Below are 26,659 nucleotides of genomic sequence, written 5' to 3' on the forward strand. Positions count from 1 at the left end.
GTCCTATTGGCTATTGGCTCAGGCGGCGCGCACGAAATGATCGGGCCCAACCTCGCGGATCGTCTCCTGGGTCGCGGCCGAGCGGCGGCGGGTTTCGTCCGCCTCGGCGGAACTTACCTGGGCGTTCGGGTCGTCGAAGCGGATAGCTGGATCCGGTACTGCCGAAAGCAACAGCTTGGTGTACGGGTGTGCCGGGTTGTCGATGACTTTGCCGGTATTGCCCCATTCGACGATCTGTCCGGCATACATTACCGCAATGTCCTCGGCGACGTAGCGCGCGGTCGCGATATCGTGGGTGATGTAGAGCAGGCCGAGGTTCATCTCCCGCTTCATTTCGCTCAACAGATTGAGGACGCCGAGGCGCACGGAAACGTCGAGCATGGAGGTCGGCTCGTCGGCGACGATCACCTCGGGCTTTGCCGCCAGTGCGCGGGCGATGTTCACGCGCTGCCGCTGGCCGCCTGAGAGTTCGTGCGGGTACTTCGGCGCGACGATGTCGGGGTCGAGTTTCACCTGTCGGAGCAGCGCCTTGACCGTCTCGGCGATTGCCGCACCCTTGATCTCCGGGCGATGCAGCATCAGCGGCCGCTTCAGATGATAGGCGATCGTATGGGCCGGGTTCAGGGAGGCGAAGGGATCCTGGAAGATCATCTGCACCGAGCGGCGGTAGTCGGCGATCTCCTTGGCTTCAGCCACGTCGACAGGCTTGCCCTTGAACAGCAGACAGCCCTCACTCGGCTCGTATTCGCGCATGGCGATACGGGCGCAGGTGGTCTTGCCGCTGCCGGATTCGCCGACGACGGCGAGCGCGCGACCGGCATGGAGCGAAAAGGATATGGAGCGCGCAGCGCGAACGGCGCTCGGCCCGTTGCCGAAGGTCTTGCTGACTTTGTCCAGGGTCAGAATGGGTGCGGATAGGCCGGTCATCTGAGAACGCCTCCATGCAGCGAGGGGAAGGAGGCCCAGAGCTTCTTGGTATAGTCGTGCCCCGGAGTCCGGTAGATGGCGTCGGCCGTACCTTGCTCGACAAGCTTGCCGGCGAGCATGATGCCGATGCGGTCGCAGAACTGCACCATCAGCCCGAGATCGTGGGTGATGAAGAGAACGGCAAAGCCGAGTTTGCGCCGGAGTTCGTTGATCCGCTGGAGGATTTCGCGCTGCACCACCACGTCGAGTGCCGTCGTCGGCTCATCCATGACGATCAGCCGCGGATCCAGCGCCAGGCAGATGGCAATGACAATACGCTGGCGCATGCCGCCGGAAAACTGATGCGGATAGTCACGCATGCGCTCCGGCGCGATGTCGACGAGCCTGAGCATCTCGGCCGTGCGGTCGCGCGCGGCCGCCCGGCTTATGCGCTTATGCGTCTTCAATACGTCGTAGAACTGCTGCTCGATGCACAGGACCGGGTTCAGCGAGTTCATCGCGCTCTGAAACACCATGGCCACTTCGCGCCAGCGGAAGTCGGCAAGGCCGTTCTGGTCGAGATCGAGCACGCTGCGGCCGTCGAGCAGGATAGCGCTTTCCTTGCGGATCAGCGCCGGCGGCTTGTGCAGCCGGCTGATGGCAAAGGCGATCGTGCTCTTGCCGCAGCCGGATTCACCCGCAAGACCGAAGACTTCGTCCGGAGCGACGTCGAAGCTGACATCGTCGACCGCGCGGAAATCGCTGTTCTCGCCGATATAGTCGATGGTCAGGTTTTTGACGGAAAGCAAAGGCGCTGTCACAGGCGACCCTCCCCGGAACGGATAAGCGCGGACCAGCGGCCGAGCCGGTTGCCGGTGCGCAGCCGCGGATTGGCGATCTCGTCCACGGCGAAATTGAGCAACGACAGGCCGATGCCGAGAAAGGCGAGCGCGAAACAGGGTGTCAGAATATCCCACCAGGCGCCGACGGAAAGTGCCGAGACTTTCTGCGCGGCATAGAGCATGGTGCCCCAGGAAACGACCTTGGGATCGCCAAGGCCCAGGAACTCGAGCGTCGCCTGGGTGATGATCGCGAAGATCACGCTGCCGATGAAATTGATGCCGACGATCGAGATGAGGTTGGGGAAGATCTCGAAGGCCATGATCCGCCAGCGCGACTCGCCCATCATCTCGGCGGATTTCACATAGTCCTTCTGTTTGACCGACAGTGTCTCGGCACGGGTGACGCGTGCCCCCCAAGCCCAGGAGGTGCCGCCTAGGATCAGCGCGATGACCCAGGGGCTCGCCTGGCCGATGAAGGCGGCAAGCACGAGAAGCAGCGGCAGGTTCGGCACGACGAGTACCATGTTGGTGAAGAAGCTGATGATTTCATCGGTTTTGCCGCCGCGATAGCCGGCGATGATACCGAGCGCGGTGCCGACCGCGGTGATCAGAAGCCCGGCGCCGAAACCGACGGCAAGCGAGGTGCGCGCACCATAGACGAGGCGCGCAAAGACGTCCTGGCCGATGCGGGTGGTGCCGAGCCAGTGGTCGAGCGATGGCGCCTGGTGCGGCCGGCCGACGCGGGCGCCCGGATCATAGGAGGTCAGCAGCGGCGCAGCGATCGCGACCAGCAGGATGAAGGCGACGATCAGCGCGCCGACCATGGCCTTGCGGTTGTGAACGAGCGGGAAGGAGGAAATCTTCATCTCAAGCCCTCTTCAGACGCGGGTCGAGCAGCACGTAGCTGACATCGACGACGAAGTTGGCGACGAGCATGGTGGCGGTCATGATCAGCAGCTGCCCCTGGATGACGGGGTAATCGCGGGCGAGGATCGCCTGATAGAGGATGTTGCCGAGGCCGGGGTAGTTGAACACCACTTCGGTCACCAGTGAGCCGCCAAGCACCGTGCCGATGGCGATTGCGAGGCTGGAGACGGTCGGCAGCAGCGCGTTGCGCGCGGCATACCAGAGCATGACGCGGGTGTCGGAAAGCCCCTTGGCGCGGGCCATGACGATATAGTCTTCGCCGAGCAGATTGATCATGTTGTTGCGCATGGTCACGGCGAAGCCGCCAGTCAGAACGGCGCAGAGCGTTAGCATCGGCAGGATGCCGTGATAAAGGACGCTGCCGAGATATTCGATCGAGATGGACGGGTCGAGCGCCGGGTCGACGGCATAGCCGGTCGGGAACCAGCCAAGCGTGAAGCCGAAGGTGAAGACGACGATCAGCGAGGTTACCACCGCCGGCACCGAAGTGGCGAAGATCGCGCCGACAGAAACGATGACGTCGAACAGGCTGCCGCGCCGCCAGGCGGCGAGGATGCCGAGGAAAGTGCCAAGCGCGAAGCTCACAAGCGTGGCCGTGCCCATCAGACCCACGGTCCACACCAGCGCATTGCCGAGAACGGATGTCACCGGCAGCGGGAAATATTTGATCGAGCGGCCGAGATCGCCGCTGAAAATGCTGCCGAGATAGGTGAGATATTGCTGCCACAGCGGGCCGTCGACGAAGCCGAAGGTGAGTTTCAGGGCCCGCAGGCTTTCGGGCGGCAGTTCGGCGCCGGCGCTCGAAAACATGATCTGCACTGGATCGCCGGGCATCAGCCGCGGCAAAAAGAAGTTGATCGTCGCCGCCGCGACGAAGGCGGCCAGGTAGAAACAGAGGCGGCGAAGCAGAAAGGCCATCGGGAACTCCATCGACTGCGGCTGCCGCGTGCGGGCGCCAGGCGGCAGGGCTGTCTTCTTGTCCTGCCGGAGACAGGCAAGCGCGAGGCGGGCTACGGTTGCCCGCCAGGGATGCCGGATGCGGCGTCCTCTCGGATCGTCTCCGCGAGGATGCCGCGCTGCGATCGGGTTACTTCACCGGTTCAAGCGCCAGCAGATGCAGGAGACGCGCCGGGTTGGTGCGGCTGATCGATGGGTTGACGAACGGGTTTTCCGCGTTCGCCCAGCCTTTGAAGCGCTTGGTGTTGTATTGGTACCAGTTCGGGTTGTTGAACACCGGCATGACCGGCAGGTTCTCGGCAACGATGCGCTGTGCCTTGTTCATCGCTTCCTTCTGCTTGGCAGGGTCGGCCGTGTGGGTGAACTCGGTCAGCAGTGCGTCGACTTCCGGGTTGAACCAGCGCTGTGCGGTGAAGCGCGTCTTGCCCTTGTCGCTCTCACTGAAGGCGCGCTTGTAGGGATAGTAGGGCGAGGCAGACGCCGGCAGGCTGTTGATCGCCATGTCGAAGGTGCCGTTGATGAGGTTGCCAGTCCAGACGGCCTCCTCCGGCGTCTCGATCTTGGCGTCGAGGCCGACGGCCTGCAGACCCTCGACGGCGATTGTCACCGTGTCGATCCAGTCGGTCCAGGCGCTCGGCACGATGATCGAAAAGGCGATCTTGGTACCATCCGGATTTTCACGGAAGCCGTCACCGTCCTTGTCGACATAGCCGGCCTCGTCAAGCAGCGCCTTGGCCGCATCGGCGTCGTATCTGCCGTACTTGCCGAAGTCGGTGGCTACCGACGGATCCGCCCAGCTCTTGTAGAGCTCGCCCATGCCGGCCGGGTCTTCATTGAGCGTCGGATAGCCGTAACCGGCGACATCGACCATCGTGCCGCGGTCGAGTGCCATCGAGGCGGCACGGCGGAACTTCACGTCGTTGAAGGCCTTGCGGTTGTTCTCGTTCGCCGTTTCCTGGTTGAAGAGGAAGGCAACCATGCTGCTCGGCGAATACCAGAAGTGATAGTGTTCCGGATCCTTGGCGACATAGACGTTTTCAATATCCGGGATGAAGGAGACACCCCAGTCGAGCGTGCCCGATGCGGTCGCCGTCAGGATCTGGTTGTTGTCGGCGAGCTGCGGGAAGCGCACGCAGTCGATTTTCAGCGTCGCCGCATCCCAGTAATGCGGGTTGCGGCACTGGTCGTAGGTCTGGCCGGTGAAGCGCGGAATTTCCGTCAGCGGGCCGCTGCCTACAGGCGTTTCGTTGGCGAAGGTCACCGGCTCGGCGATATCCTTCCAGACATGCTCGGGAACGATCGGCAGCTGCGCCAGTTGTTCGGCGGCAAGGGAGCTCGGATTGGCGAGCGTGAAGCGCACGGTCTCCCCATCGACCGCCTCGACGCCGGTGATAAAGCTCCAGATGCTGACGAAATCGAGCGCCGGGTACTTCTTCAGATAGTCGTAGGTGAACTTGACGTCGGTCGCCGTCAGCGGCTTGCCATCCGACCACTTCAGGTTCGGCCGGAGCTTGAACTCGATCGACTTCAGGTCGTCGGCGAGCTTGAAGCTTTCGGCAAGGCGAAAGACCGGCTTGTTGCCGTCGAAGCGGTTGAAGACGACGAGCGGCTCATAGATGAAATCGAGCGTGCTCTGGCGCGCCGACGTCTGGTTGAACGGGTTGAAGTTGCGAACCCAGGTCGTCGCCGGTTCGATATTGGCCGTCAGCACGGTCTGTGCTGTTGCCGGGCCGGCGATGAGGGCGAGCGCGGTTGCCGCGCCGAGAAGCGATTTTTTCACGGTAGTTCCCCTGTTGTTTCCGAGATTTCTTCTCGTCAGGCGACGAGCACGCTTTTGAACATGTCCTCGACTTCCGCATGGGCCGCGCGCACGTCGACCTTCAGCGTGCCGAGGCGGGCCTTGCCGGCGTCGATGCGTTTCTGGGCGGCGGCGGTGAGCGGGCTTGCGGCCTTGGCTGCAGCTTCACTCTCGGCGAGCGTGCCATGGCTGTGGAGCGCGATGTCGAAGCCGGCATCGAGCACCTGCCGGACGCGCTCCGGCAACGTGCCGCGCAGCGATTCCATGAATATGCAGTCGGAGACGAGCACGCCGTCATAGCCCATGTTGTTGCGGATGACGTCGTGCATGGTGGGCGAGATAGACGCAGGCAATTCCTGGTCAAAAGCGGAATAGACGACGTGAGCGACCATGGCCCAGGGGGTGTCGCGCAAAGCGACGAAGGGCTTGAAGTCGGTGGCGGTTAGCGTCTCGCGCGAGGCGTCGACGATCGGGCGCTCCTTGTGCGAGTCGAGCGTTGCCCGGCCGTGGCCGGGAATGTGCTTCATGACCGGCATGTTGCCGGTCTCGAGCAGGCCGTCGACCACTTCGCGGCCGAGCGCCGCGATGAAGTCCGGGTCGGAACCGAAGGAGCGGGCGCCGATGACGGAGCTCGTCGTCGCGAAGACGAGGTCGAGCACCGGCGAGCAGCCGCTCGTCAGACCGAGGTCGCTCATCATCGTGCCCATAGCCTGGCTCGAAAGGCGGAGCGCCTTCTTGCCGAGCGCAAAGTCGCGGCGGGCGAGCTCGGCGAATTCGCCGAAGGAGCGAAACAGCGGCCACGGGCCGGCATCGAGATGCTGGACGCGGCCGCCTTCCTGATCGGTGAAGACGGGTGCGTCGTCGCGGCCGACGGCTTCGCGGAAGCGCTCGATCAGGGCTTTTGCCTGATTGGGTTCGCGCAGGTTGCGGCGGCCGACGAACAGGCCGAGCGGGTTGGTTTCGCGGAAGAGCGCAAACTCGTCATCCGAGAGCGTGGGATTGGGGATGCCGACGAAGAGGGCAAGCGGGGTCGAGGACATTGGAGGCTCCGATCGTGGGAATTACTTGGAAGGGCGGTGCAGCATGCCCTGGTAGATCCCCTTGTCGGGGGCGGGGATCGGCACGGCGCCGACGGTCTTGGCATAGAAATCGACCGGGCCGGCATCGCCGATGAAGGCATAGGCGTGGCCGAGAGTCTTCATCGTGTCGAGGCAACTGGAAAGCAGGCCCAAGCCGATGCCCTTGCCGCGGCTTCCTGCGTCGACGCCCGTCGGTCCGAAGAAGCCCGGCGCCGTCGTGTCGTAGCAGGCAAAGCCGACCAGCTTGCCAGCGTCGACGGCGACGAGACAGGCGACCGGCCGGCGCGAGAAGGCGACAGCCACTTCGCTTGCCCAGTTCTCGCTGAAGTTCTCCCGCACCCAATCGATGACCAGGCGCATCTCCGGCGGCAAGGCGGGCCGAATAGTCACCTTGCCGGATTCGGTTCTTCGCTTGAGTTCGACGAGGATCGGCGAATACAAGCTCACCAGCATGTCAGGCATGTGCTCCTCCACGTGTTCCTTTATTAAGGAAGTGATGCCTTTGTAATGCAATAGATGGAGCCAAGCTGAGCGGCTTGTCAATCACCAATCGTCAGATTTGGCGCGCTATCCTCTTTTCGCGGGACCGGACATCGATCGATAAAGCGTGCGGTTCCCGATCTGTCTCGGGTGCGTGGCTGCGATGACGATTGGGGAAAAGGGCAGGCGGGACGTGCGACCTAAGCGCGCCGCTTCACAAATTGCACGTTTGTACAACTTTGTTCTCGAGTTGTTCGAAATATATCTTGATTTACAAAAACACTAAGTATCGATATGCGTGCGCTCATAAAGTGCAATCTTAAGAATAATTCGACCTTTTCGGGTGCGCCCAAGTATTTCGTGAGAGGAGAAGTATCGTTTTCCTGCAGGGCGGCGCAGGTATTTCTCCGAATGGCTATTCCGCCGGACGCGTCAGGATGAACAGCGCCGGAAGCGCCATTGCCGCTGCGACGATTGCTGTCAGCGCCAGGCTCGGATGAGTGAAGAAAAAGAAGAGCCCGAAGCTTGCGGCCATCAGGCTCACCGCGCCGGTTTTGGCGCGCCTGGAGATGGCACCTTTTTCACGCCATAGCCGCAGCGATGCCCCGAAGATGCGATGGTTTAGCAGCCATTGCTCCAGTTGCGGGGAAGCGCGCGCGAAAAGCCCCGCAGCCAAAAGCAGGAATGGGGTCGTTGGCAGCATGGGAAGGAAGGCGCCTATGACGCCCAGCCCGACCATCAGCCATGCCAGGCAGAGACAGAGGATGCGAAGCGCCGGGTTCACGTGATGGCTCCAGGCGACGTCATGCTTCGGATGTCTCGGCGATTGGCGTCGTGGCCGCGTCGCTCGGTGGCCAGCGGCGAAGCGCCTCGGCCCCCAGTTCCGTCAGGGCATAGATGCCACGGTCGATCCGTTCGAACCAGCCATAGACGTTGCTGAGCAAGATCTTGGCCGCATCCGGTGCGACTGCGCGAAGGTCGCGCGGGCGCAGCTGACCGTTCTGCAGGGCGGCGGCACAGGCAAGCGCCTGCTGCCGATAGGCGGTCATGATCGGCGAGCGCGTGGCGCCACCGGCGGTCGGATCGCCCTTGCGGCGGCGATGCTCGCTGATCAGTCGCGACCGCTTCCTGTTGTTCTTGCGGGGCATCACCGCGGAGGCTGCGAGAATGACGTCGACCATACCATTGTCGGCAACCGCCAGCATGCCGAAACCGAGCCTGCGGCAGAGATCGCGGAACCGGCGATCGCTCTCCCGTCCCTTGCCCTTCGCCGAGACACGCGCGGCGATCCACACCTCGTCGCCGGCGGTGGCGCGGTCGACGGCCTGCAGGATCAATTCGAGATTGAAGCTCAGCTTGAGCTCGCAGATGACGACCAGCGGCGGCTCGTCATCGCTGAGCGCCACGATATCGCAGCCGCCGATCTCGCCCTTGACGCTGTAGCCACGGGCCTCGAGAAAGGTCTTGATCGGCTGATAGAGGGTCGTCTCCAAACCCGGGAATCCTGTTCTGGTCACTATCGGGGAGGCCGCCGTGGCAATTGCCTCGCACCGGCCGCGGCGCATCTTCGCGGAAGGAGACTAGCAGATAACCTCGATCGCCGGACTTGTCATCACGCCGCAGCACGAAGGCTGGCCTCGTTGTTCGCAGCAGCCGGTCAACCAGTAGCAAGCTGGCTTCGCCCTAACCTTGTGTTGTGCTATCATTCTTGAATGGACGCCTCTTCGGGGGCGTTGCGCATGCGAGGTTTTGACGACGGATGTTGCGAATCCTCACGTTGTTGCTCGTTTTAGTCTCATCATTCGCGTTTCCAGCTTCGTTGCGAGCCGAAAACGATCGGGTCGCCTTGGTGTTGCATGTCAACGGTGCCATCGGCCCGGCCACGGCCGAATATGTCAGGCGCGGCCTGACAAAAGCGGAGGAACGTCGCCTTCCGCTGGTCGTCTTGCAGATGGATACGCCCGGCGGTCTCGACACGTCGATGCGCGAGATCATCCGCGCGATCCTCGCTTCCCCCGTGCCTGTTGCGAGTTACGTCGCGCCGAGCGGTGCGCGCGCAGCGAGCGCCGGCACCTACATTCTCTATGCCAGCCACATCGCTGCGATGGCGCCGGGAACGAATCTCGGTGCGGCGACCCCGATTGCGATCGGCGGCGACATGTTCGGCCAGGGCAAGGATGCCGACACCGGCAAGGACGACGGCAAACAGCCCGCGGCGCCGAACACCGCCGAGGCGAAGCTCGTCAATGATGCAGTGGCCTATATCCGCGGACTGTCCGAGTTGCGCGGGCGCAATACCGACTGGGCCGAAAAAGCGGTGCGCGAGGCCGCAAGCCTTTCGGCCGAGGCGGCCGTCAGGGAGAAGGTCGTGGATTTCACCGCCACCAGCATCGCTGATCTGTTGAAGCAGGCAAACGGGCGGACCGTACGCGTCGGGCAACAGGAGATCCTGCTCGATACGTCAGGGCTTGGCGCCGAGGACTTCGTGCCGGATTGGCGCACCCGACTGCTTTCGGTCGTCACCGATCCCAATATTGCGGTCATCCTGATGATGATCGGCATCTACGGTTTGATCTTCGAGTTCCTCTCGCCGGGATCGGTGGCGCCTGGCACCATCGGCGGCATCAGTCTGCTGCTCGGGCTCTATGCGCTTTCTGTACTACCGGTCAGCTACGCCGGCATCGGGCTGATCCTGCTCGGGATCGGCTTGATGGTTGCCGAGGCGCATTCGCCGTCTTTCGGCGTGCTCGGCGCCGGCGGCAGCGCTTCACTGATCCTGGGCGCGGCAATTCTCTTCGACACGGATACGCCGGGGCTGCAGGTCTCCTGGTCCGTACTGGCGGCGCTTGCCGTCGCAAGCTTCGGCTTCAGCCTTCTGGTCGCCCGGCTGGCCTTCAGCTCACACCGCCACGCGGTGGCAACCGGCGGCGAACAGATGATCGGCATTGCCGGTAAGGTCGATAGTTGGACTGGCGCGGCCGGCTACGTCATTGCCCATGGTGAGCGCTGGCAGGCGGTGAGCACGCAGACACTGTCGAGAGGCGAAGCTGTGAAGGTTGTCGGGCGGAATGGACTGACGCTCGAAGTGGTGCGCGACGGTCAAAAAGCATAGCGCGCCGCGGGTCCTGTGGGCGCAGGCAAAGCCGGAATGGAGGAATGGTCATGGACATGCTCGGGAGCCTTGCTCCTTTTGCCGCGTTGCTGGTGCTCATCATTCTCGTCATCGCCTATGCGATTCGGATCCTGCGCGAATACGAACGCGGGGTGGTCTTCACGCTCGGGCGGTTCACCGGCGTCAAGGGGCCAGGCTTGATCCTGCTTGTACCCTATGTGCAGCAGATGGTGCGGGTCGACCTTCGAACCCGGGTGCTGGACGTGCCGAGCCAGGACGTCATCTCGCATGACAACGTTTCGGTCCGCGTCAGCGCCGTGATCTACTTCCGCGTCATCGATGCGGAGAAATCGACGATCCAGGTCGAGGATTTCATGATGGCGACCAGCCAGCTGGCGCAAACGACCCTGCGTTCGGTGCTCGGCAAACACGACCTCGACGAGATGCTGGCCGAGCGCGACCGGCTGAACGAGGACATCCAGAAGATCCTCGACAGCCAGACGGATGCGTGGGGCATCAAGGTGGCGACGGTCGAGATCAAACATGTCGACATCAACGAGAGCATGATCCGCGCGATCGCCCGCCAGGCCGAAGCCGAACGCGAACGGCGCGCCAAGGTAATCAATGCCGAGGGCGAGCAGCAGGCGGCGGCCAAGCTGCTCGAGGCTGCCGAGATCCTGTCCCAGCAGCCTCAGGCGATGCAATTGCGCTATCTGAGCACGCTCAACGTGATTGCGGGCGAGAAGAACTCGACAATCGTCTTTCCCTTCCCGATGGAGATCGGCGGCCTCTTCGGGCTGAAGGCCGACAAGCCCACCGGTCAATCATGAGTGCGCCAAGGCTCAGGCTGCCGTCCTTTCAAGATTGGCGACTTCCAGCAGATCGTCGACTGCGCCGGGCGCCGCCGCCAGGACCGGCGCCCAATGGGTCAAAGCCTCGCCGCGCGTCGGGAAGGGCAATGTCCAGCCACCGGCTTCGTTCACCAGGCAGTAGCCACCGAGGCAATCCCAGGCGTGCATATAGGGTTCGTAGTAACCGACGAGCCTGCCGGCGGCGACATAGGCGATCATCAGCGCGCCGGAGCCGTTGCGCATGAAGTTGCCGCCGTTCGAAAGCAGGCGTTCGACGATGGCGCCCATCTCGGCGGGTTTCACCTGATCGTTGGCGCCGAGCCCGGTGACGGCGTTGCGGATCGTGCGTGTGCCGTCGAGACGAAGCGGCTTGCCGTTCAGAGTGGCGCCGCGGCCCGTTGCCGCGGCATAGATTTCCTGATGGCAGGGCGCGTGAATGACGCCGATGACCGGCTTTTCCTCGTACACCACGGCAATCGACACGCACCAGTTCGGCATGCCGTTGACGAAGGGGGTGGTGCCGTCGATCGGGTCGAGCACCCAGGTAAAGCCGGACGTGCCGTTGAGAAGCCCGTGTTCCTCGCCGAGCACGCCATCGTCCGGAAATGCCGCGGCGATCTTGTTGCGGATCAAGGTCTCGACGTTGCGGTCGGCGATCGAGACGACGTCGTGCGCGTCGCGCTTCGTTTCGATGACAAGCGTTTCCCGCTTGAGGAAATAATCATAGGCGACCCGACCGGCTTCTTCGGCCATGGAACTGGCAAGCGCGAAGCGGGCGTCGAGGCCGGCAATTTCAGAAGTCATGCAAGTGTCCTTCTCGTATCCAGTTTGAAAATTCAGGCGTCAATCAAAGCCAGGCCGCGGTTGCGGAAACCGATGGCGACCTCCGTCGCTGGAGATAGCATGTCCTCGACCGCCTGATCGACAACGAACAAGAGGCCCGCCGGCGTTTCGACCTCGTATTCAACGTGACCGCCGAGATAGGCGGCGCTGCTGATCGTGCCGGCAAGGGCCGCACCCTTGGCCGGCGTCAGCGTCACCGCATTCGGGCGGACGGCGAGTTTCGACGGGCCGGGCCGAGCACTTTTCGACAACAGGCGATGCTCGAGGCCGCCGACACGGATCGTCGCCTGGCCGCCGTCAGTCGCGGTGACCTCGCAGGGCAACACATTGGCCTCGCCCATGAAGTCGGCGATGAAGGTGGAGGCGGGCGCCTCGTAGAGATCGCGCGGCGCGCCCTCTTGGGCGATTGCGCCATCCTTCATGACGATAATGCGGTCGGAAACGGCCAGTGCCTCGTCTTGGTCGTGGGTAACGTAGACGGCGGTGAAGCCAAGCCGCTGCTGCAACTCGCGGATCTCGGTGCGCACCTTGCGGCGCAGGCGCGCGTCGAGGTTGGAAAGCGGCTCGTCGAGCAGGAGCACCTGCGGCTCGAGCACGAGGGCGCGGGCAACGGCCACACGCTGCTGCTGTCCGCCGGAAAGCTCGGCCGGGAGCCTCTGGCCGAGACCGCCAAGGCCGACGAGCTGCAGACCTTCTTCGGCACGCTCGCGCGCCTCCTTCTTCCTGATGCCGGAGGATTCCAGCCCATAGGCGACATTGTCGAGTGCCGACATGTGCGGGAAGAGCGCGTAGGACTGGAAGACCATCGACACGTCGCGCTCGTTGGCCGGCAGCATGGTCACGTCCTTGCCGCCGATCAGGATCTTGCCGGCGGAGGGATGTTCGAGCCCAGCAAGCATGCGCAGCGTCGTCGTCTTGCCGCAGCCGGAGGGCCCAAGCAAGGTCACGAGTGTACCGGGTTCGATGGTGAGCGAAAGGTCGTGGATGGCGGTGAAGGCGCCGAACTGCTTGCGCACGTTTTTAAAGACGACCGAGCCGGTGCGCGGGGTGCTCATCTGAGTGCTCATGCGGTTTTCTCCTGGGAGAGGGTGGTGGTGGACGAACGGGCCGGGGCGGCGCCGAAGACGCGGTTCTCGCGCCTCAGCCTGCGTTCGCCGACGAGGAGTTGCAGGCCGGTGATGACGGTGATCATCACCAGGATGAGGGCGGAGGAATAGGCAATCGCAACACCAAACTCGCCGTTTTCGACGAGGCCGACGATATAGGCGGTCGCCATGTTGTATTCGGCGCTGACGAGGAAGACGACGGCGCTGATCGAGGTGATTGCACGGACGAAAGAGTAGACGAGGGCGGCGACGATGGCGGGCCGGAGCAGCGGCAGGATGACCTTGCGCAGCGTGCGGAAGCTCGTTGCCCGAAGCGTCAGTGACGCCTCGTCGAGGCTCTTGTCGAGTTGGCTCATCGCGGCAATGCCGCCGCGCACGCCGACCGGCATGTTGCGGAAGACGAAGCAGGCGACGAGGATCAACGCCGTGCCGGTCATTTCGAGTGGCGGCAGGTTGAAGGCGATGATGTAGCTGATGCCGATGACGGTGCCGGGAATGGCAAAGCTCAGCATCAGCGCGAACTCGAAGACGTCGCGGCCGGCAAAGCGCTGGCGCACGATGAGATAGGCAGTGAGCAGCCCCACCAACGCCGTCAGGGGTGCTGCGATCAGCGAGATCTCCATGGTCGTCCAGAAGGAATTCCAGGCAACACCCGTCCAGGCGATCGCGCCGTCCACGACGGAGACCGAGAAGGCCTTGGCGTAGTGGTCGAGTGTCAGCGAATTGTCGAGGCCCCAGGTCTTCACGAAGCCGCCGAAGAGGATCATGCCGTAGACGACGACGGTAAAGATCATCCAGGGGATGACGATGGCGTGAACCGCAATCGACAGCGAGCGCGGCAGCGCGCTGTGGGCGCCGGAGTCGCCCTTGCCGGTGACGGTGGAATAGTTCTTGCCGGCGAGCCAGTAGCGCTGCGCTAAAAAGGCCGAGAGCGTGAAGCAGAGCAGGATGATCGCGAGAACCGCGGCACGGGAGGGGTCGTTCTGCGCGCCGACGACGGCAAAGAAGATCTCGGTCGAGAGCACGCCGTGGCTGCCGCCGAGCACCAGCGGATTGCCGAAATCGGCCATGCTTTCGATGAAGCCGATGAGGAAGGCGTTGGCGAGGCCGGGTTTCATCAGCGGCAGCGAGACGTTCCAGAAGGTGCGCCAGCGATCGGCGCGCAGCGTCTGCGACGCCTCTTCCATCGACGGGCTGACACCTTCGACGACGCCGATCAGCACAAGGAAGGAGATCGGCGTGAAGGAGAGAACCTGGGCGATCCAGATGCCCGTAAGTCCGTAGAGCCAGCGGCCGGGTTCGATGCCCAAGGCATCCGAGAGGAATTCGGTGACGACGCCGGCGCGGCCGAAAAGCAGGGTCAGCGCCAGGCCGATGACGAAGGGCGGCGTGATGATCGGCAGCACAGTCAAGAGCCGCATGCCCTTCTTGAAGGGAAAGCGCGTGCGGGTGGCGACCAACGCGAAGGCGAGGCCTAGAAGCGTCGAGCCGGAGGCCGTCATCAGCGCCAGCCACAGGGTTCGCCAGGCGACGCCGCACCGGCCCTCGCCGATGACGCAACTCAAGCTCCAGATCGAAGCATCCTGGATGTTGCGGATGAAACCATCCGGCTTGAACGAGCCGTCGAAATCCTGGACGGAAGCCGCGAACATGCTGCCGACCGGATAGAAGACGAAGACGACGACCAGAGAAACGAGCAGCGAGATCGCCGCGACGATGAAGGCATCGCCCTTGAGCACGCCACGCTCGGCAAGCCCGAAGGCGAACATCAGAATGAAGGCAAGGGCCAGGAATACGGCGCCGGCGCCCATCGACGGCTGCCCGTCCGAAATCGGCCCGAACAGGGCCTCACTGACTGTCCAGGTCCAGCCGGTGAAGCCGAGCGCAAGTCCCTGAAGGGCGAGATAGAGGACGCCCGTTGCGCCCGCGATAGCAAGTAGAAGCCCGCGACGCGCGGGATCTCGGACGAAGCGCGCTGCCGCGCAGATGCCAAGCAGCAGCAGTGCCACGACCAGCCACGGCCGGCCGTGCGCAAAGATCTGCATAAGGCCGGGGGCAACGGCCGCATCCCCAGGGAAATCGGCGAGCCAGCCGAGCCCGAAGAAGCCACCTTCGATGCGATACCAGGGGACAGCCAAGAATGCGGCCAGTCCAAGCCCGAGCGCGAGGTCAAGCCTGCGAATGCGATGTTCCATGACGGTCCTCGCGTGAATTGAAATGAGAATGATGCGACGTGGCGTCGCCCCAAAAGGCGACGGACGAGCGCTGGACCGCTCGGCCGGATCGATCATCCGGCCGAGCCTGTCCGGAGGATCAGTTGGCGGTGGCGCCGATCTCGCGATCCCAGCGCTCAAGCAGCGCCTTGCGCTTCTCGGCGTCGCCGAAGGTGGCAAAGTCGTAGTCGATCAGCTTGATGTCTTCGAACTTCGGGGCTTCCTTCGGCACTTCGGCCGACTTGTTGGACGGTAGCTGGAACGACTTGGCGTCCTTCATCCGCGACTGGACCTCGGGCTTCAGCGCCCAGTCGTACCAGGCCTTGGCATTGTCCAGGTTCTTGGCGCCGCGGATGATCGACATCGAGCCGATCTCGTAGCCCGTGCCTTCGCAGGGCGCGATCGCCTTGATCGGGAAGCCTTCGGCGGTCTGCGCCACCGCGTCATGCATGAAGACGATGCCGAGGCCGGCTTCGCCGCGTGCGGCCGCCTTCACCGGTGCCGAGCCCGACTTGGTGTATTGCGCGATGTTGCCGTTGAGCTTCTTCAGATAGTCGAAGGCCTGGTCTTCGCCCATGATCTGCACCAGCGAGGCAAGCGCCGTGTAGGCGGTGCCGGACGAGTTCGGGTTCGCCATCTGGATCTCACCCTTCAACGAGGCGTCGAGCAGGTCCGCCCAGCACTTCGGCTCCTTCAGGCCCTTCTTCGAGAAGATCTCGGTGTTGTAGCCCCAGCCGAGCGCACCGGCATAGACGCCGACCGTGCGGTAACCGGAGCCTTCGGCCTGCTTCTTTGCCCAATCCTGAAGCTGATCCAGCATCGGCGACTTGTATTCGAGCGTCAGGCCGTCGGATGCTGCCTGCAGATGCGGGTCGCCGGTGCCGGCCCACCAGATATCGGTCTTCGGATTGCGCGCCTCGGCGCGAATCTTGGCATAGGTCTCGCCGGACGACAGGCGAACCATGTTGACCTTGATTCCGGTCTCCTTCTGGAAATCGCCGGTCATCTGCTCGCAGATCACCACGTCCGCCGAGCAGATGAGGTTAAGGCTGCCGGCAGCCTGGGCCGGCAGCGCGGTGAGCGCCGTTCCGGCAAAAAGCATGAGGGAAAGGGTCATCGTTTTCATTGGGGCATCCTCCTGTTGCCTGTTTGAAACTTGACGCGAACACAGGGCGGCCATCGGCCTGCCCGGCGGGCAGCACGTTCACGATTTCGGGTTGTGCGAGTTGGCTAGGGGGCCGGTCAGTTCGTCGCGGCGATCTCCGCTTCGAACCTTTCGAGCAAGCGACTTCGTTCTTCCGGTGAACCGAAGGTCGCGAAGTCGTAGTCCACCATTTTGATCATCGAGATGTCGGGCGCGGCAAGCGGCAGGTCCGAGCGCGCATTGGACGGCACCTGGTTCTGACCGGCGTCCGCTCCGGTGCCCTGGCCTTCCGGGCTCAGCGCGAAGTCGACGAAGGTCTTCGCCGCCTCCAGGTGACGGGCGCCCTTGACGATGCTGACCGCACCGATCTCGTAACCGGTCCCCTCGCAGGGTGCGACGATGACGAGGGGTGAGCCCGCCTGTTTCTGCGTGACGGCGTCATGCATGAAGGAAATGCCGATCAGTGTTTCTCCGCGTGCGGCCGCTTTCACCGGGGCGGAGCCAGCGGTCGTGTACTGGTCGATGTTGCGGTTGAGCGCCGACAGGAAGCGGAAGGCTTCCTCTTCACCGAAAAGCTGGACCAGCGTCGCAAGCGTGGTGAAGGCGGTGCCGGAGGAATTCGGGTTGCCGCTGCGGATGCGACCGCGATAAGCGCTGTCTGCGAGGTCCTTCCAGCAGGTCGGTGCAGGTAGCTTCAGCGCACGCAGAAGATCGGCATTGTAGGCAAAGCCGAGGGCCCCGGCGTAGATGCCGGCCGATCGGCCGCCGGAGATGGCGAAGAAATTCTGCGCCCAGGGCAGCATGTCGCGTTCATGCGCCGGTTTATACCGTTCGAGCAGGTTTTCGGACCCTGCCTGTAGATGGGTGTCGCCCGTGCCGCCCCACCAGACGTCGACGGTCGGGGCGTCTTTTTCGGCGCGGAGCTGGTTGAGGATGTCGCCGGTGCTTCTGCGCGTCATCGAGATTTCGAGGCCGGATTTCGCCTCGAAGGCCGTCTTCATCGTGGCGCACCACGCCTCGTCGACACCACACAGCACGGTGAGCGCCGGCGCCGTCATGCCTGTTGTGGCGGCGCCTAGCCACAGCGCCACGCCCGCGCCGATAGCGGTGATGCCTCTCACGATGTCCTCCCATTGGAACGCTACCGTCCCGATCTCCGCAGTCAGGATGTCGATATTCCCCTCCTGCCGCAATCGGAGAATGGTTACCGTTCTTACAGCTTCGGGCGCTCTCCGCCGTTTCAGAATTACAAAGATTACAAATATGACAAATCAGATAATGCGAGCTGCTTTGAACATTGAGACGGCCCCGCCTATGATGGGTGCGGGAGGACGTGCATGCTGAATGAGAGGATACGGATTCTGATCGTCGAGGACGATCCGGATATGGCGGAACTTATTTCCGATCTGGTGGAAGCGGAGGGCTGGCAACCGCTCACCGCGCCGTCCGCGGAGGCGGCGGCCAATGTGCTGGCGCGCGAGGCGGTGAATCTCGTGCTTGTCGACCATAATTTGCCGGGTACTTCGGGCCGCACTTTCGCACAGAGGCTGCGGGCGCGCACCAATATCGGCATCGTCATGGTGACGGCGGCTGGCAGCGCTGCCGATCGGGTGCTGGGCCTGGAGACGGCGGCGGACGATTACGTCGTCAAGCCGTTCGAGCCGATCGAGCTGACGGCGCGCATCAAGGCCGTCCTGCGCCGCACGTATCCTTCGCTCAAGCCGGAGCGGGAAAGCGAGCGCGAGCCCGAACCTGCAGCGATGAAGCTCGGCGACTGGTCGATCGACCTCAGGAGCCGCCGGGCGATTTGCCTGACGGATCCCTCGAGATCGCTGACGAGCGCCGAGTTCGCTCTTCTGGAAATCCTTGCAGAAACGCCGAACACGCCGGTTGGCAGGGCGCAGATCCTCGACCGCCTCGGTGCCGAGAGCGATCGCTACATCGACCGCAACGTCGATGTGCTCGTGCTCAGGCTCCGCCGCAAGATCGAGCGCAATCCAGATCTGCCGCGCCACATCAAGACGAAACGCGGCAAAGGCTACGTGCTCGATATCGACGACGGCGAGCCGAAGTCGTGATCGTTCGCCCTTTTCTTTCGTCGATCGCCTTCCGGCTGCCCTTCGCGATTGTCTTCATCTGCGTCCTTGTCTTCGGCCTTGCGACGGTTGCGGTCTTCGGCCTGCAACGGGCGCGCGACGAGATGGCGGCCTACGGGCTGCAGGCCTTCTCCAGCCTTGCAAGGGCTTCCCTGGTTTCCCGCCAGGTTTCCGATCTTGTATCGAGCGCACCGTTCCTGATGAACGCGACCTCTCCCTATCGCGTGTCGAGCGAAAGCCGATCGGTCGTGACGCAGGTCGACGCGCTCTTGCGCGCCATGGTGCCGCACGATGGCGATGCGGCCGCCGAGGGCTTTGCCAGTGCTCATATCCTCGAGCTCCTGGAGACCATCCGCACGCAGACGATGACGCTTGCCGGCGACGCCGAATCGGCCCAGCAGCACAAGGCGGAAGCGGCCGCCGCGCTCGGCGAGATCGCGATCGGCAGCGGCATGGCGGACGCCGACTTCCGCCGTCGCCTCAATGGGATCGTACAATCGGCATCCAACTCGGACAGCCTGTTCCAGCTCGGTGAATTGCGCCGCCGCTACATCGCCGAAACGGTGCCGCGTCTCGAGCATGCGGCGCCAGATATCCGGGTTTCGGCGACCGAACTCGCGCCTTACGAACGGGTTTTTGAAGCGCAGACGCAATATCTCTTGGAGATGTTCGCCATTCGCGCGGCCGTGGCGCGATTGCACACGGTGTCGCGCGACCTCTCGCATGCGACGGAAACACAGAGCGAGGCCGTCGCCCGCGGCCTCAACGACGATCTCGTTTCGACCTCCGATGCGCTGAGCCGCCTGCTTGTCATCGTCGCCGTCGCCGCGCTCCTCGTGCTGGTCATGGCCATTTTCTCCATCCGCTCCGTCATGCGCGTGTCGCGGGGGATCGTGTCGCTGTCCAACGGGATGAACGCGCTTGCGGAGGGGCGCCGCGATGTCGCCGCGCCGACCTACAAGGGGACGGAAACGGAGCTCGTCAGGCTGTTGGAGGCATTCCGCGCATTTCGAGAAAGCGTCGAGCGCGTCTCGCGGCTCCGACGGACGGCCGAGGCCGCAGCGCGCACCATCCGTTCAACCTTTCGCAACATGAACGAAGGCATCGCGCTCTTCGATCCCAGCGGCAAGCCGATCACGATGAACCGTCGCGTCATGGAACTCGTCGGGTGGCCGGGTTCGGCAAGGAAGCTGCCGCTGCGCAGTTTCGTGAGCCCGATGCCCGAGATCGACCCGGCTCTGCTGCCCGCTGATAGCGACGCCGGCACGCTCGGCGACCGACTTGTCCTGCGGCATCGGTCCGAGGCCGGCCGCGTGATCGAGGTTTCGTTGTCACGGCAGCCGGATCGCGGCATCGTGCTGCTCGCCCGTGACGTGACGGACATGGACCGGCAGGAGGCCGAAGCGGCAAAGGCCCAGCGCCTCGACGGCATCATGCGCATGACGCATCAGGTGAGCCACGAGGTCGGCAACATGATCGGCATCATCACCGGCAGCCTGGGCCTTCTGGAGCGGGAGACCGGCTTCAACGATCGGCAGAAGCGTCACATCGCCCGAATCCGCAAGGCGGCCGATCGGGGCCGTTCGCTTGCCTCGAGCATGTTGTCCGTCGGCAGCCAACACCCGATCCAGCCCGGCGCGCTGGAGATCGGCGCGGTGTTGCGCGGCATGGCCGACGTGCTGGAAATCGCCGTCGGCGAAAAATGCCATCTTGCCTTCGAGATCGCTGGCGACCTGCCCAATGTGCAGCTCGATGCCGCTCTCTTCGAGCAGGCGATCCTCAATCTCTGCCTCAACGCCGCTGCCGCAATGCCTCAGGGCGGGACGATCCTGATCCGGGCCGCTCGGGTGGAGGGCGACGTCGTCGTTTCCGTCACCGACGAGGGAATCGGCATGTCGCCGGAAGCCGCGGACAAGGCATTCGAGCCCTATTTCACCACCCGCGACGAGGAGGGCGGCGCCGGTCTCGGTCTCGCCGTTGTCTACGGCTTCGTCCGGCAAAGCGGTGGCGATGCCCGCATCCTCTCGCAGCCGGGAAGGGGAACGACCGTCGAGCTGGTCTTTCCGAGTTGAATCGTCGGTGGCGGTCTACAGATTTCGCTGCCGCCCGAGCCCCTGGACGGCGGCATCGATGCGTTCGCCGTTGTCGCGGAAGGCCGACCAGAGCCACGTCATCAGCCACAGCATCAGAAGCCAGGCGAGCACGACATCGGAGAGGAAGTGTGCGCCAAACACGATGCGGTTGAGCGAGAAGGCGAGGACCGGCGGGATGAGCGCGACGATCGCCATGCGTTGCCACCGACCGGGCAGAAGCAGCGCCAGTGCAACGAGAGCAATCGCCGTTGCGGATTCGCCGGACGCGAAGGAGCAACTGCGCGAACAGGCGTTGGAGACCTGCCAGGCGGGCGTGAACGGCAGGCTGCCGCCGAAATCCGTGATGTCGTAGGGGCGGGCGCGGCCGATCATCAGCTTCAGCGCCTGGACGAGGAGCCCGGGGCCAAGGGCGTAAAATGTGAGAAAGAACAATGCCTTGTGAGGACGCAATATCCGTGGGTGCGGCACGATCGTCTGCATGATCAACAGCGCCAGGACGCACGGCAGAATGAAGACCGGCAGGACGCGATTGAAGTCGCGAAGTGCCCTGAGCACGGGCTCCCGCGAAAGCGGAAAGTCACCTGTCGCCGATGCGGCCCAACGCGAAACGACGAGATCGATGCCGGGAAAGGCCATGAAGACGAAAGCCGTACAGATCGTCAGCGCGCCGGTAACGGCGATTGGTTGATCTTCCATGCGGGCGCGGGCCTGCCTGGCCCATAGACGCGGGCTGGCGCGCAACCATCGGATGCCGTCTGAAGATGCTGCCGTGGATGGAAAAAGGCTGGACATGCCGGTCGCTCGCAGATTGTCGGTGTGGTGCGGGCAGGACATTTACTTCGCTCTGTCAAGGCTAGGTGGAGGATCAAGGTGTGCTTGACGCGTAGAGTAGCGCGATTGTTGGCTACATCTTTTGGTTGGTGCTGGGCGCCGCCATTTATCAATATCCCTGGCGCCTCGGTGCCGATTGTCAAGAAACGGCGGAGATTTGTCCGGCGCTCCATCCGGAAAGCCAGCGAAGGGGTGGTCGTGCTGCCCGGACGAATTGCAAGTCGAATCCATTCGTCCCATAAGCTGCTGATCGCAACATCGGACCAGGAGTTGGTTTATGGTCGACAAGGGTCTCATCCTTTTGGCGGAGGACGAGCCAGAGATCGCGCAGATACTCGACGCCTATCTGGTGCGCGATGGCTTCAGGACGGTGCGGGCCGCCGATGGCGAAACGGCGCTGACGCATCATGCGGTTTTGTCGCCCGATTTGGTTCTGCTTGACGTCCGCATGCCGAAGCTCGATGGCTTTGAAGTCCTCGCTCGTCTGCGACGCGAGGGCAACACGCCCGTCATCATGGTCACGGCCCTGGCGGAGGATCTCGATCGGTTGACTGGTCTGAGGCTCGGGGCCGACGATTATGTGGTCAAGCCGTTCAATCCGCAGGAGGTGGTGGCGCGCGTCAACGCGGTGCTGCGGCGCACGCGAAACGGCGCGGGTGCGACGGTGCTTCGCTTCGAGAATGTGGAAGTCGATCTCGATGCCCACGTCGCTTTCGTTGAGAAGAGCGGCCGCCGTCACTCGGTGCCGCTGACACTCAGCGAATTCCGCATCCTCGCCCACATGATCCGACGCCCGACGCATGCCTTCGACCGCGCCGACATCCTCGATGCCTGCCTGCCGGACAGCGATGCGCTGGCCCGCACGGTCGATACCCATATCGCCAATCTCAGGCGCAAGCTGGACGATCTCGGCGCCTGTGGTTTTTTCAGTGCCGTTCGGGGCGTCGGTTATCGCTTCGTGGAGCCGAGATGAAGATCAGCTTCTCGCGCCTGCCGCTCGGCATTCTCACGGCCCTGGTGACGATCGTTCTGCTGATCATCAGCGTGTTCATCATCTATGCCGGCGTCGACTACATGGAGCCGCGGCTGGAAGCGAAGATGCTTGAGCGGATGCCGCCGGAGGCAGCCGAGGCCTATACCGATTTCAATTCCGGCAAGCTGCCGAGGCAGGAATTGCTGCAGAAACTGCTTTCGACCATGCCGGAACTCGAGGACTGGGCGAACTGGGAGGTGGACAAGATCATCCTCGGCTTCGGGGTCACCGCCGTAACCTTCTGCGGTCTCGTCGGCTACTGGCTGGCGCGAAAAATCAGCAGGCCGCTCGAGGTGCTCGCCCAGGCAACGCAAAACCTCAGGGCGGGTGATTTCGCTGTGCGCGTCGGATCGATCCGCAAGGGTGCCAAGGAGGTGGCAACGCTCGTGAAGACCTTCGACGAACTGGCGGCCGAGCTCGAAAACATGGAGAACCGGCTTCGTTTCAACACGATGGCGGTGGCCCACGAACTGCGCACGCCGCTGACGATCCTTCAAGGCAATCTCCAGGGCATGGCCGATGGCGTGTTCCCGCTCGAACAGGAAAGGGTCCAGCAGCTGTTGCTCCAGGTGGAGGGGCTTTCCGCCCTGGTCGAAGACTTGCGGACGCTCTCGCTCGCCGCCGGACAGAAACTGGTCACACAGCGTCAACCGGTCGATCTCGCGGCCGAGGCAACCCAGGTTCTCGGCGCGTCCTGCACCTTGCTTGGCGCGGCCGGCATGTCGGTCGAGACGGCGCTGGAACCAGTCAGGGTCTCCGGAGATTCGCAACGTCTGCGCCAGGCGCTTTTGGCGCTGATCGAGAATGCCACCCGTTACGCAGCCAGTGGCGGGGTACTGCGGTGCGAGACGGGCCGACGCGGGGCTGATGAGGCGTTCATCCGGTTGTTGGATCGCGGCCCCGGACTACCGGACGACGTCTCGACGCATTCGATCGATCTTTTCTGGCGCGGTGATGCCTCACGGTCGCGGGCAACAGGAGGCACCGGCCTCGGTCTTTCCGTCGTGCAGGCGATCGCCAAGGCGCATGGCGGGCGGCTGGAATTCGCGTCCCGTGCCGGCGGCGGCGCCGTGATCACGATGGTCCTGCCGTCGCCAACCTAGCTTAAGAGATGATGCGCGGAGCGCCTGGCACGGCGTGCAAGGGCACAAGCTCCTCCAAGCCTACCATTTTTCGGACGATCCGCGATTTGTCTCACTGGAACTCTGGTTCGATGAAAGTGGGACATTTGTTGAGGGCCCAATAGCTTCAGCGGGCCGAAAGACGTTCCGACGAATTAGAAGCTTCCTTGACAGGTTAAGGTTGCAGTCAGGCGGGAAGACTATTTAACCCACTTTAGTGGGTTGAATATTTCGATAGTTTGAGTTAATTATCCCATTTTTATGGGTCGATTAATGCGACTAACGCTCGAAACTCATTTTGAAAGCGAGTGGCATTACGCTGCTACGCTGGAAGTCCAGGATGATGCAACCGGCTATCAAGGCGCATCCATAGTCGATTATGATCTCGACTACTTCGTGACAGAGGTGTCGGCGGAATTTGCGGCGGGGAAGACCGTCCGCGACTATCGCGCTTTGTCCGTCCGTTATCCAGAACGCTTGCAGAAGGCGCCGGACATGGGGAGAGATATGGGTGCCTCTCCGGAAATTCTGGAACGTGCGATGGGGCGCTCCATAGAGATAACGGACAGCCTTTTGGCGGCGTGCTCGTGATGCGGGATGGGAGGTGACACGTGGCCCGCTGGAAGAAGCCCACGAAGGAGCAGATTCTGGAGAACCGGCGAACTTTGGCGGAGCGTGCGCGGGAGGGGGATTTGCAATTACCTGGCGCGGTGGCACAAATCCGCAAAGGTTTCGGCATGACACAAGAGGAATTCGCTAAAACGCTTGCGCTGACGCGACGTCAGATCGCCGAAATCGAAGCCGGCACTGCTAATCCGACACTTGAGACGTTGGATAAAATCGGGCGGCTATTCGGTTTCGGGGTTGGCTTTGTCCCGAGGACACCTCGCTAGCGCGACGCAGGAAGTGAGAATGCTGGTTGTGTCGCCCTTGCCATAGACGCTTTTAGATCTGGCCCTATCCTGGGTGACGAACAGCGCCGCGATGCCACAACTGGCGGCGACGTTGGCGATGCTGATCAGCTTTTCGGTGCAACCCAGCGAACAAACGCATCCAGCACCAGAAGCACGTTTTTGGCCCCTGGCACCTTCGAGGCCTACGACCATGCCAGGTGTGATGTTCGCCAATAGCCGAGGAAAGACGGTCTGGGCATACACTTGGTCGATAAGGGCGATCACGAACAGCTCGGTGCCGAATAGCGGTTTGAGCGAGCATGTGAACGTGCCGAGAAACGTGCGCGCCCAATCAAACCCTTCTTGATTGCGCCGCGCCCGTTCTCGCCGGCTGCAAGGAAGGCCGCGGCGGCGGGCGCCGCTTTATCACGACGTCGATCACACCGGTAATCAAGGATGTCGCCATTTCGGCGAGCTTTGCGCCTTTTATGTCGAGGACGGTGATCGGGCCGCACAGGTCTGCCGACTGCGCCCATTTGCCGACCGCTTCTCCGCAGTTCCTTGACAGTCCGAAGGCAAGCCCAGGGTGGCCAAATGACCAGGCCAGCAGCGTTTGCTCTCAAGGATTGCATCATGTCCGTGGAAATCAGGCAGGAATACAGCGCGGATCTGCGGTTGCCCGCTCAAGACACCACGACGCATGGCGGCGCGCCGTTATCGTCTTCAGGACGCTCGGTCGCCGGGCCGATAGTCAAGGAGCGGTCGCGAGCGGAAGCATCGATCCTGGGCCACGTGCTGAAGCTCGGCCTTAGGGTCAGCCTGAAACGCGCCGTCGTCTTTTCGATGCGGTTTGTGCGCCATCCCTTCCTCACCGCGCGCTGGATCACCTTTCTTGGCGAGTACGGCGAACGCTATCGTCTGGGGCTGCCGCACGACGATCTCGTGCGCAAATCGATCCCGACGTTCTTCCTGCACGGTGCGTCGTCATCCGGACGGCTCGACTTGCTGCTCAATCATTTCGACGTCGCGAGCGAGGTCTTGTCACGCCGCTCGCTGATGGCGCTCTGGCGGGGAGACGCTCTGGAGATGGGAACGGTCTCCGGTCGCGCTGAGAACTATCGCATTCAGCTACAATTGGCCGACCATTGCGGTGCCCGTCACGAGGGTGCCTTCGCAATCAGGCTTCGCCGTCAGAGTGACGAATACACGCTGTGTACGGTCGGCTTCGTTTTCGTACGCTGTGGCGACGACACCTACAGCCTTGCGATCGGCGGCATGCAGGGGCCGAAGGGCGAAGATGCGAAGCGGGCCCTGATCACCGCAACACGAGATCTCGGCGGTTTGCGGCCCAAGGATGCGGCATTGCTCGTCCTCCAGGGGCTGGTGGCGGAAGGCCATGCGGCCTGCATCCATGCGGTTTCGAACGAAAGACACGTGATCAACCGCCGTCGCCTCAAGCGGCGGAAGATGATGATGGCGGATCTCGACGCCTATTGGTGCGATCGCGGCGGGGCAGCGGCTGAGCCCTTCGGTTTCCGCCTTCCCGTTGTGGACGCCAAGGCTGCTCCCGAGGGCAATCGGCGCGAGCAAAGCAAGCGGGCATTCCGCGACATCGGCGCCTGGTTCTACTGAACCGGGCGTATCATCTCGCTTCCTCCCCTCTGCTTTTCTAAAACAGTCCCTTGGCGGCTGCGCCGATGGCGATGATGCCGAAGGCGATCAGGACGAGGCCCGAGAAGCGCGATACCCAGATGACGAAGCTGTCCGGAAGCCGCGTTCGGGCGATTGCCACACCGCCGCTCAGGAAAAACCACCAGCCGAGCGAGCCCAGGAAGACGCCCACGACGACGATCGCTGCGCTGAGCGCATCGCCCGCTTCGGCGAGGCCCAGGCCGGCGAAGATCGCAGCAAAGGAGAGGATGGTCGCCGGGCTGGTCATCGTCAGGAGAAACGTTGAAGCCGTCGTGCGGATGAGATCGTGTCCGCCGACATCGGCTGCGGCTGTCACCGGTTTCGGCCGCAACCCGCTCCAGCCGAGCCAGATCATGAACAGCCCGCCGGCCAGGCCAAGCGGCATGGCCACGATCGAGAGCACGGCTGCGAAAGCGGCAAAACCGAGCGCCGCAAGGGCTGCGTAAGTGGCATCGGCAGCGGCCGTTCCCAGTCCACCGGCGACGCCGGCCCAGAAGCCGCGTTCCAGCGTGCGGTTGATGCAGAGCGCCCCCATCGGGCCGAGCGGGGCTGCGATCGCGAGACCGAGCAAGAGGCTTTTACCAAACAACAACGTTGACATGACGTAGGTCTCCGGCCGCGGCATGGCTCGACACCCCCGAT

General features: G+C 63.2%; 25 protein-coding genes. 9 read left to right on the forward strand and 16 right to left on the reverse strand.

The annotated features are described in order from the left end of the window. Positions 1–18: 18 nt before the first annotated feature. The 9 genes from AC1Z3V_RS09770 to AC1Z3V_RS09810 form a co-directional block, all read right to left on the reverse strand. Entirely contained in the window at positions 19–927 is a 909-nt protein-coding gene (locus AC1Z3V_RS09770; protein ID WP_483498520.1) for an ABC transporter ATP-binding protein, read from the reverse strand. Further along, a complete protein-coding gene (locus tag AC1Z3V_RS09775) occupies positions 924–1,727 on the reverse strand; it encodes an ABC transporter ATP-binding protein (protein WP_483498521.1) in 804 nt (267 codons plus the stop codon). Before AC1Z3V_RS09775 ends, AC1Z3V_RS09770 begins: the two co-directional genes overlap by 4 nt. Beyond that, positions 1,724–2,614, reverse strand: a complete 891-nt coding sequence (locus AC1Z3V_RS09780) for an ABC transporter permease (RefSeq protein ID WP_483498522.1) — start codon at positions 2,612–2,614, stop codon at positions 1,724–1,726. The genes AC1Z3V_RS09775 and AC1Z3V_RS09780 overlap by 4 nt, the downstream gene beginning before the upstream one ends. A 1-nt stretch (position 2,615) precedes the next feature. Beyond that, positions 2,616–3,593 (reverse strand): ABC transporter permease, encoded by a 978-nt coding sequence (locus AC1Z3V_RS09785; RefSeq protein WP_483498523.1) that lies wholly within the window; start codon positions 3,591–3,593, stop codon positions 2,616–2,618. A gap of 169 nt (positions 3,594–3,762) precedes the next feature. Next, the gene (locus tag AC1Z3V_RS09790; protein WP_483498524.1) at positions 3,763–5,412 is read right to left on the reverse strand and encodes an ABC transporter substrate-binding protein; all 1,650 of its coding nucleotides are present in this window, start codon (positions 5,410–5,412) and stop codon (positions 3,763–3,765) included. Positions 5,413–5,447: 35 nt separating this feature from the next. Continuing rightward, the gene (locus AC1Z3V_RS09795) at positions 5,448–6,470 is read right to left on the reverse strand and encodes a glycoside hydrolase family 3 N-terminal domain-containing protein (RefSeq protein ID WP_429818278.1); all 1,023 of its coding nucleotides are present in this window, start codon (positions 6,468–6,470) and stop codon (positions 5,448–5,450) included. A gap of 21 nt (positions 6,471–6,491) precedes the next feature. Continuing rightward, entirely contained in the window at positions 6,492–6,971 is a 480-nt protein-coding gene (locus AC1Z3V_RS09800) for a GNAT family N-acetyltransferase (RefSeq protein WP_483498525.1), read from the reverse strand. Positions 6,972–7,404: 433 nt separating this feature from the next. Beyond that, entirely contained in the window at positions 7,405–7,773 is a 369-nt protein-coding gene (locus tag AC1Z3V_RS09805; RefSeq protein ID WP_483498526.1) for a YbaN family protein, read from the reverse strand. 19 nt (positions 7,774–7,792) lie between these two features. Continuing rightward, positions 7,793–8,482: a DUF2161 domain-containing phosphodiesterase gene (locus tag AC1Z3V_RS09810; RefSeq protein WP_483498527.1), complete on the reverse strand. Its 690-nt coding sequence runs from the start codon at positions 8,480–8,482 to the stop codon at positions 7,793–7,795. Positions 8,483–8,748: 266 nt separating this feature from the next. On the opposite strand from AC1Z3V_RS09810, the gene AC1Z3V_RS09815 reads away from it, so the two are divergent. Together AC1Z3V_RS09815 and AC1Z3V_RS09820 are read left to right on the forward strand one after the other, a co-directional pair. Beyond that, positions 8,749–10,101, forward strand: a complete 1,353-nt coding sequence (locus AC1Z3V_RS09815; RefSeq protein WP_483498528.1) for an NfeD family protein — start codon at positions 8,749–8,751, stop codon at positions 10,099–10,101. Between the two features lie 50 nt (positions 10,102–10,151). Then, positions 10,152–10,931: a slipin family protein gene (locus AC1Z3V_RS09820; RefSeq protein WP_483498529.1), complete on the forward strand. Its 780-nt coding sequence runs from the start codon at positions 10,152–10,154 to the stop codon at positions 10,929–10,931. 12 nt (positions 10,932–10,943) lie between these two features. Here the strand turns inward: AC1Z3V_RS09820 and AC1Z3V_RS09825 are convergent, their stop codons facing one another. From AC1Z3V_RS09825 to AC1Z3V_RS09845, 5 genes are all read right to left on the reverse strand, one after another. Beyond that, positions 10,944–11,756, reverse strand: a complete 813-nt coding sequence (locus AC1Z3V_RS09825; protein ID WP_483498530.1) for an inositol monophosphatase family protein — start codon at positions 11,754–11,756, stop codon at positions 10,944–10,946. 32 nt (positions 11,757–11,788) lie between these two features. Beyond that, positions 11,789–12,850 carry an ABC transporter ATP-binding protein gene (locus AC1Z3V_RS09830; RefSeq protein WP_483499620.1) on the reverse strand — a complete coding sequence of 354 codons (1,062 nt, stop codon included), beginning with the start codon at positions 12,848–12,850 and terminating at the stop codon, positions 11,789–11,791. Between the two features lie 8 nt (positions 12,851–12,858). Then, positions 12,859–15,096 carry an ABC transporter permease gene (locus AC1Z3V_RS09835; protein ID WP_483498531.1) on the reverse strand — a complete coding sequence of 746 codons (2,238 nt, stop codon included), beginning with the start codon at positions 15,094–15,096 and terminating at the stop codon, positions 12,859–12,861. Positions 15,097–15,214: 118 nt separating this feature from the next. Further along, positions 15,215–16,240, reverse strand: a complete 1,026-nt coding sequence (locus tag AC1Z3V_RS09840; RefSeq protein WP_483498532.1) for an ABC transporter substrate-binding protein — start codon at positions 16,238–16,240, stop codon at positions 15,215–15,217. A 116-nt stretch (positions 16,241–16,356) separates the two neighbouring features. Continuing rightward, on the reverse strand, positions 16,357–17,379 hold the full coding sequence (locus tag AC1Z3V_RS09845) for an ABC transporter substrate-binding protein (protein ID WP_483498533.1): 1,023 nt from the start codon (positions 17,377–17,379) through the stop codon (positions 16,357–16,359). 216 nt (positions 17,380–17,595) lie between these two features. Here AC1Z3V_RS09845 and AC1Z3V_RS09850 point away from each other — a divergent pair, with 216 nt between their 5' ends. Together AC1Z3V_RS09850 and AC1Z3V_RS09855 are read left to right on the forward strand one after the other, a co-directional pair. Further along, positions 17,596–18,336: a response regulator transcription factor gene (locus AC1Z3V_RS09850; protein WP_483498534.1), complete on the forward strand. Its 741-nt coding sequence runs from the start codon at positions 17,596–17,598 to the stop codon at positions 18,334–18,336. Beyond that, positions 18,333–20,426 (forward strand): two-component system sensor histidine kinase NtrB, encoded by a 2,094-nt coding sequence (locus AC1Z3V_RS09855; protein WP_483498535.1) that lies wholly within the window; start codon positions 18,333–18,335, stop codon positions 20,424–20,426. The genes AC1Z3V_RS09850 and AC1Z3V_RS09855 overlap by 4 nt, the downstream gene beginning before the upstream one ends. Before the next feature lie 15 nt (positions 20,427–20,441). On the opposite strand, the gene AC1Z3V_RS09860 is transcribed toward AC1Z3V_RS09855, so the two are convergent. Further along, positions 20,442–21,143, reverse strand: coding sequence for a phosphatase PAP2 family protein (locus tag AC1Z3V_RS09860; RefSeq protein WP_483498536.1), 702 nt, complete (start codon positions 21,141–21,143; stop codon positions 20,442–20,444). Positions 21,144–21,555: 412 nt separating this feature from the next. On the opposite strand from AC1Z3V_RS09860, the gene AC1Z3V_RS09865 reads away from it, so the two are divergent. The 5 genes from AC1Z3V_RS09865 (at position 21,556) to AC1Z3V_RS09885 (ending at position 25,957) form a co-directional block, all read left to right on the forward strand. Continuing rightward, entirely contained in the window at positions 21,556–22,251 is a 696-nt protein-coding gene (locus tag AC1Z3V_RS09865) for a response regulator (RefSeq protein WP_173518803.1), read from the forward strand. Next, positions 22,248–23,414 carry an ATP-binding protein gene (locus tag AC1Z3V_RS09870; protein ID WP_483498537.1) on the forward strand — a complete coding sequence of 389 codons (1,167 nt, stop codon included), beginning with the start codon at positions 22,248–22,250 and terminating at the stop codon, positions 23,412–23,414. The genes AC1Z3V_RS09865 and AC1Z3V_RS09870 overlap by 4 nt, the downstream gene beginning before the upstream one ends. A 291-nt stretch (positions 23,415–23,705) precedes the next feature. Beyond that, positions 23,706–24,023, forward strand: a complete 318-nt coding sequence (locus AC1Z3V_RS09875; protein WP_483498538.1) for a hypothetical protein — start codon at positions 23,706–23,708, stop codon at positions 24,021–24,023. Positions 24,024–24,043: 20 nt separating this feature from the next. Next, positions 24,044–24,325 carry a helix-turn-helix transcriptional regulator gene (locus AC1Z3V_RS09880; protein WP_429818309.1) on the forward strand — a complete coding sequence of 94 codons (282 nt, stop codon included), beginning with the start codon at positions 24,044–24,046 and terminating at the stop codon, positions 24,323–24,325. Between the two features lie 633 nt (positions 24,326–24,958). Continuing rightward, on the forward strand, positions 24,959–25,957 hold the full coding sequence (locus AC1Z3V_RS09885) for a DUF535 family protein (protein ID WP_483498539.1): 999 nt from the start codon (positions 24,959–24,961) through the stop codon (positions 25,955–25,957). A 37-nt stretch (positions 25,958–25,994) separates the two neighbouring features. On the opposite strand, the gene AC1Z3V_RS09890 is transcribed toward AC1Z3V_RS09885, so the two are convergent. Next, positions 25,995–26,618 carry a LysE family translocator gene (locus AC1Z3V_RS09890; RefSeq protein WP_483498540.1) on the reverse strand — a complete coding sequence of 208 codons (624 nt, stop codon included), beginning with the start codon at positions 26,616–26,618 and terminating at the stop codon, positions 25,995–25,997. Between the last annotated feature and the right edge of the window lie 41 nt (positions 26,619–26,659).

It is taken from the genome of Ensifer sp. 38_S197 (assembly GCF_056924495.1).

Coding starts and splice junctions, on each gene's coding strand:
- AC1Z3V_RS09770 (WP_483498520.1), bottom strand. CDS start 927: ATGACCGGCCTATCCGCACCCATTCTGACCCTGGACAAAGTCAGCAAG.
- AC1Z3V_RS09780 (WP_483498522.1), bottom strand. CDS start 2,614: ATGAAGATTTCCTCCTTCCCGCTCGTTCACAACCGCAAGGCCATGGTC.
- AC1Z3V_RS09785 (WP_483498523.1), bottom strand. CDS start 3,593: ATGGCCTTTCTGCTTCGCCGCCTCTGTTTCTACCTGGCCGCCTTCGTC.
- AC1Z3V_RS09795 (WP_429818278.1), bottom strand. CDS start 6,470: ATGTCCTCGACCCCGCTTGCCCTCTTCGTCGGCATCCCCAATCCCACG.
- AC1Z3V_RS09800 (WP_483498525.1), bottom strand. CDS start 6,971: ATGCCTGACATGCTGGTGAGCTTGTATTCGCCGATCCTCGTCGAACTC.
- AC1Z3V_RS09815 (WP_483498528.1), top strand. CDS start 8,749: ATGTTGCGAATCCTCACGTTGTTGCTCGTTTTAGTCTCATCATTCGCG.
- AC1Z3V_RS09820 (WP_483498529.1), top strand. CDS start 10,152: ATGGACATGCTCGGGAGCCTTGCTCCTTTTGCCGCGTTGCTGGTGCTC.
- AC1Z3V_RS09825 (WP_483498530.1), bottom strand. CDS start 11,756: ATGACTTCTGAAATTGCCGGCCTCGACGCCCGCTTCGCGCTTGCCAGT.
- AC1Z3V_RS09830 (WP_483499620.1), bottom strand. CDS start 12,850: ATGAGCACCCCGCGCACCGGCTCGGTCGTCTTTAAAAACGTGCGCAAG.
- AC1Z3V_RS09835 (WP_483498531.1), bottom strand. CDS start 15,096: ATGGAACATCGCATTCGCAGGCTTGACCTCGCGCTCGGGCTTGGACTG.
- AC1Z3V_RS09840 (WP_483498532.1), bottom strand. CDS start 16,240: ATGAAAACGATGACCCTTTCCCTCATGCTTTTTGCCGGAACGGCGCTC.
- AC1Z3V_RS09850 (WP_483498534.1), top strand. CDS start 17,596: ATGCTGAATGAGAGGATACGGATTCTGATCGTCGAGGACGATCCGGAT.
- AC1Z3V_RS09860 (WP_483498536.1), bottom strand. CDS start 21,143: ATGGAAGATCAACCAATCGCCGTTACCGGCGCGCTGACGATCTGTACG.
- AC1Z3V_RS09865 (WP_173518803.1), top strand. CDS start 21,556: ATGGTCGACAAGGGTCTCATCCTTTTGGCGGAGGACGAGCCAGAGATC.
- AC1Z3V_RS09870 (WP_483498537.1), top strand. CDS start 22,248: ATGAAGATCAGCTTCTCGCGCCTGCCGCTCGGCATTCTCACGGCCCTG.
- AC1Z3V_RS09875 (WP_483498538.1), top strand. CDS start 23,706: ATGCGACTAACGCTCGAAACTCATTTTGAAAGCGAGTGGCATTACGCT.
- AC1Z3V_RS09885 (WP_483498539.1), top strand. CDS start 24,959: ATGTCCGTGGAAATCAGGCAGGAATACAGCGCGGATCTGCGGTTGCCC.
- AC1Z3V_RS09890 (WP_483498540.1), bottom strand. CDS start 26,618: ATGTCAACGTTGTTGTTTGGTAAAAGCCTCTTGCTCGGTCTCGCGATC.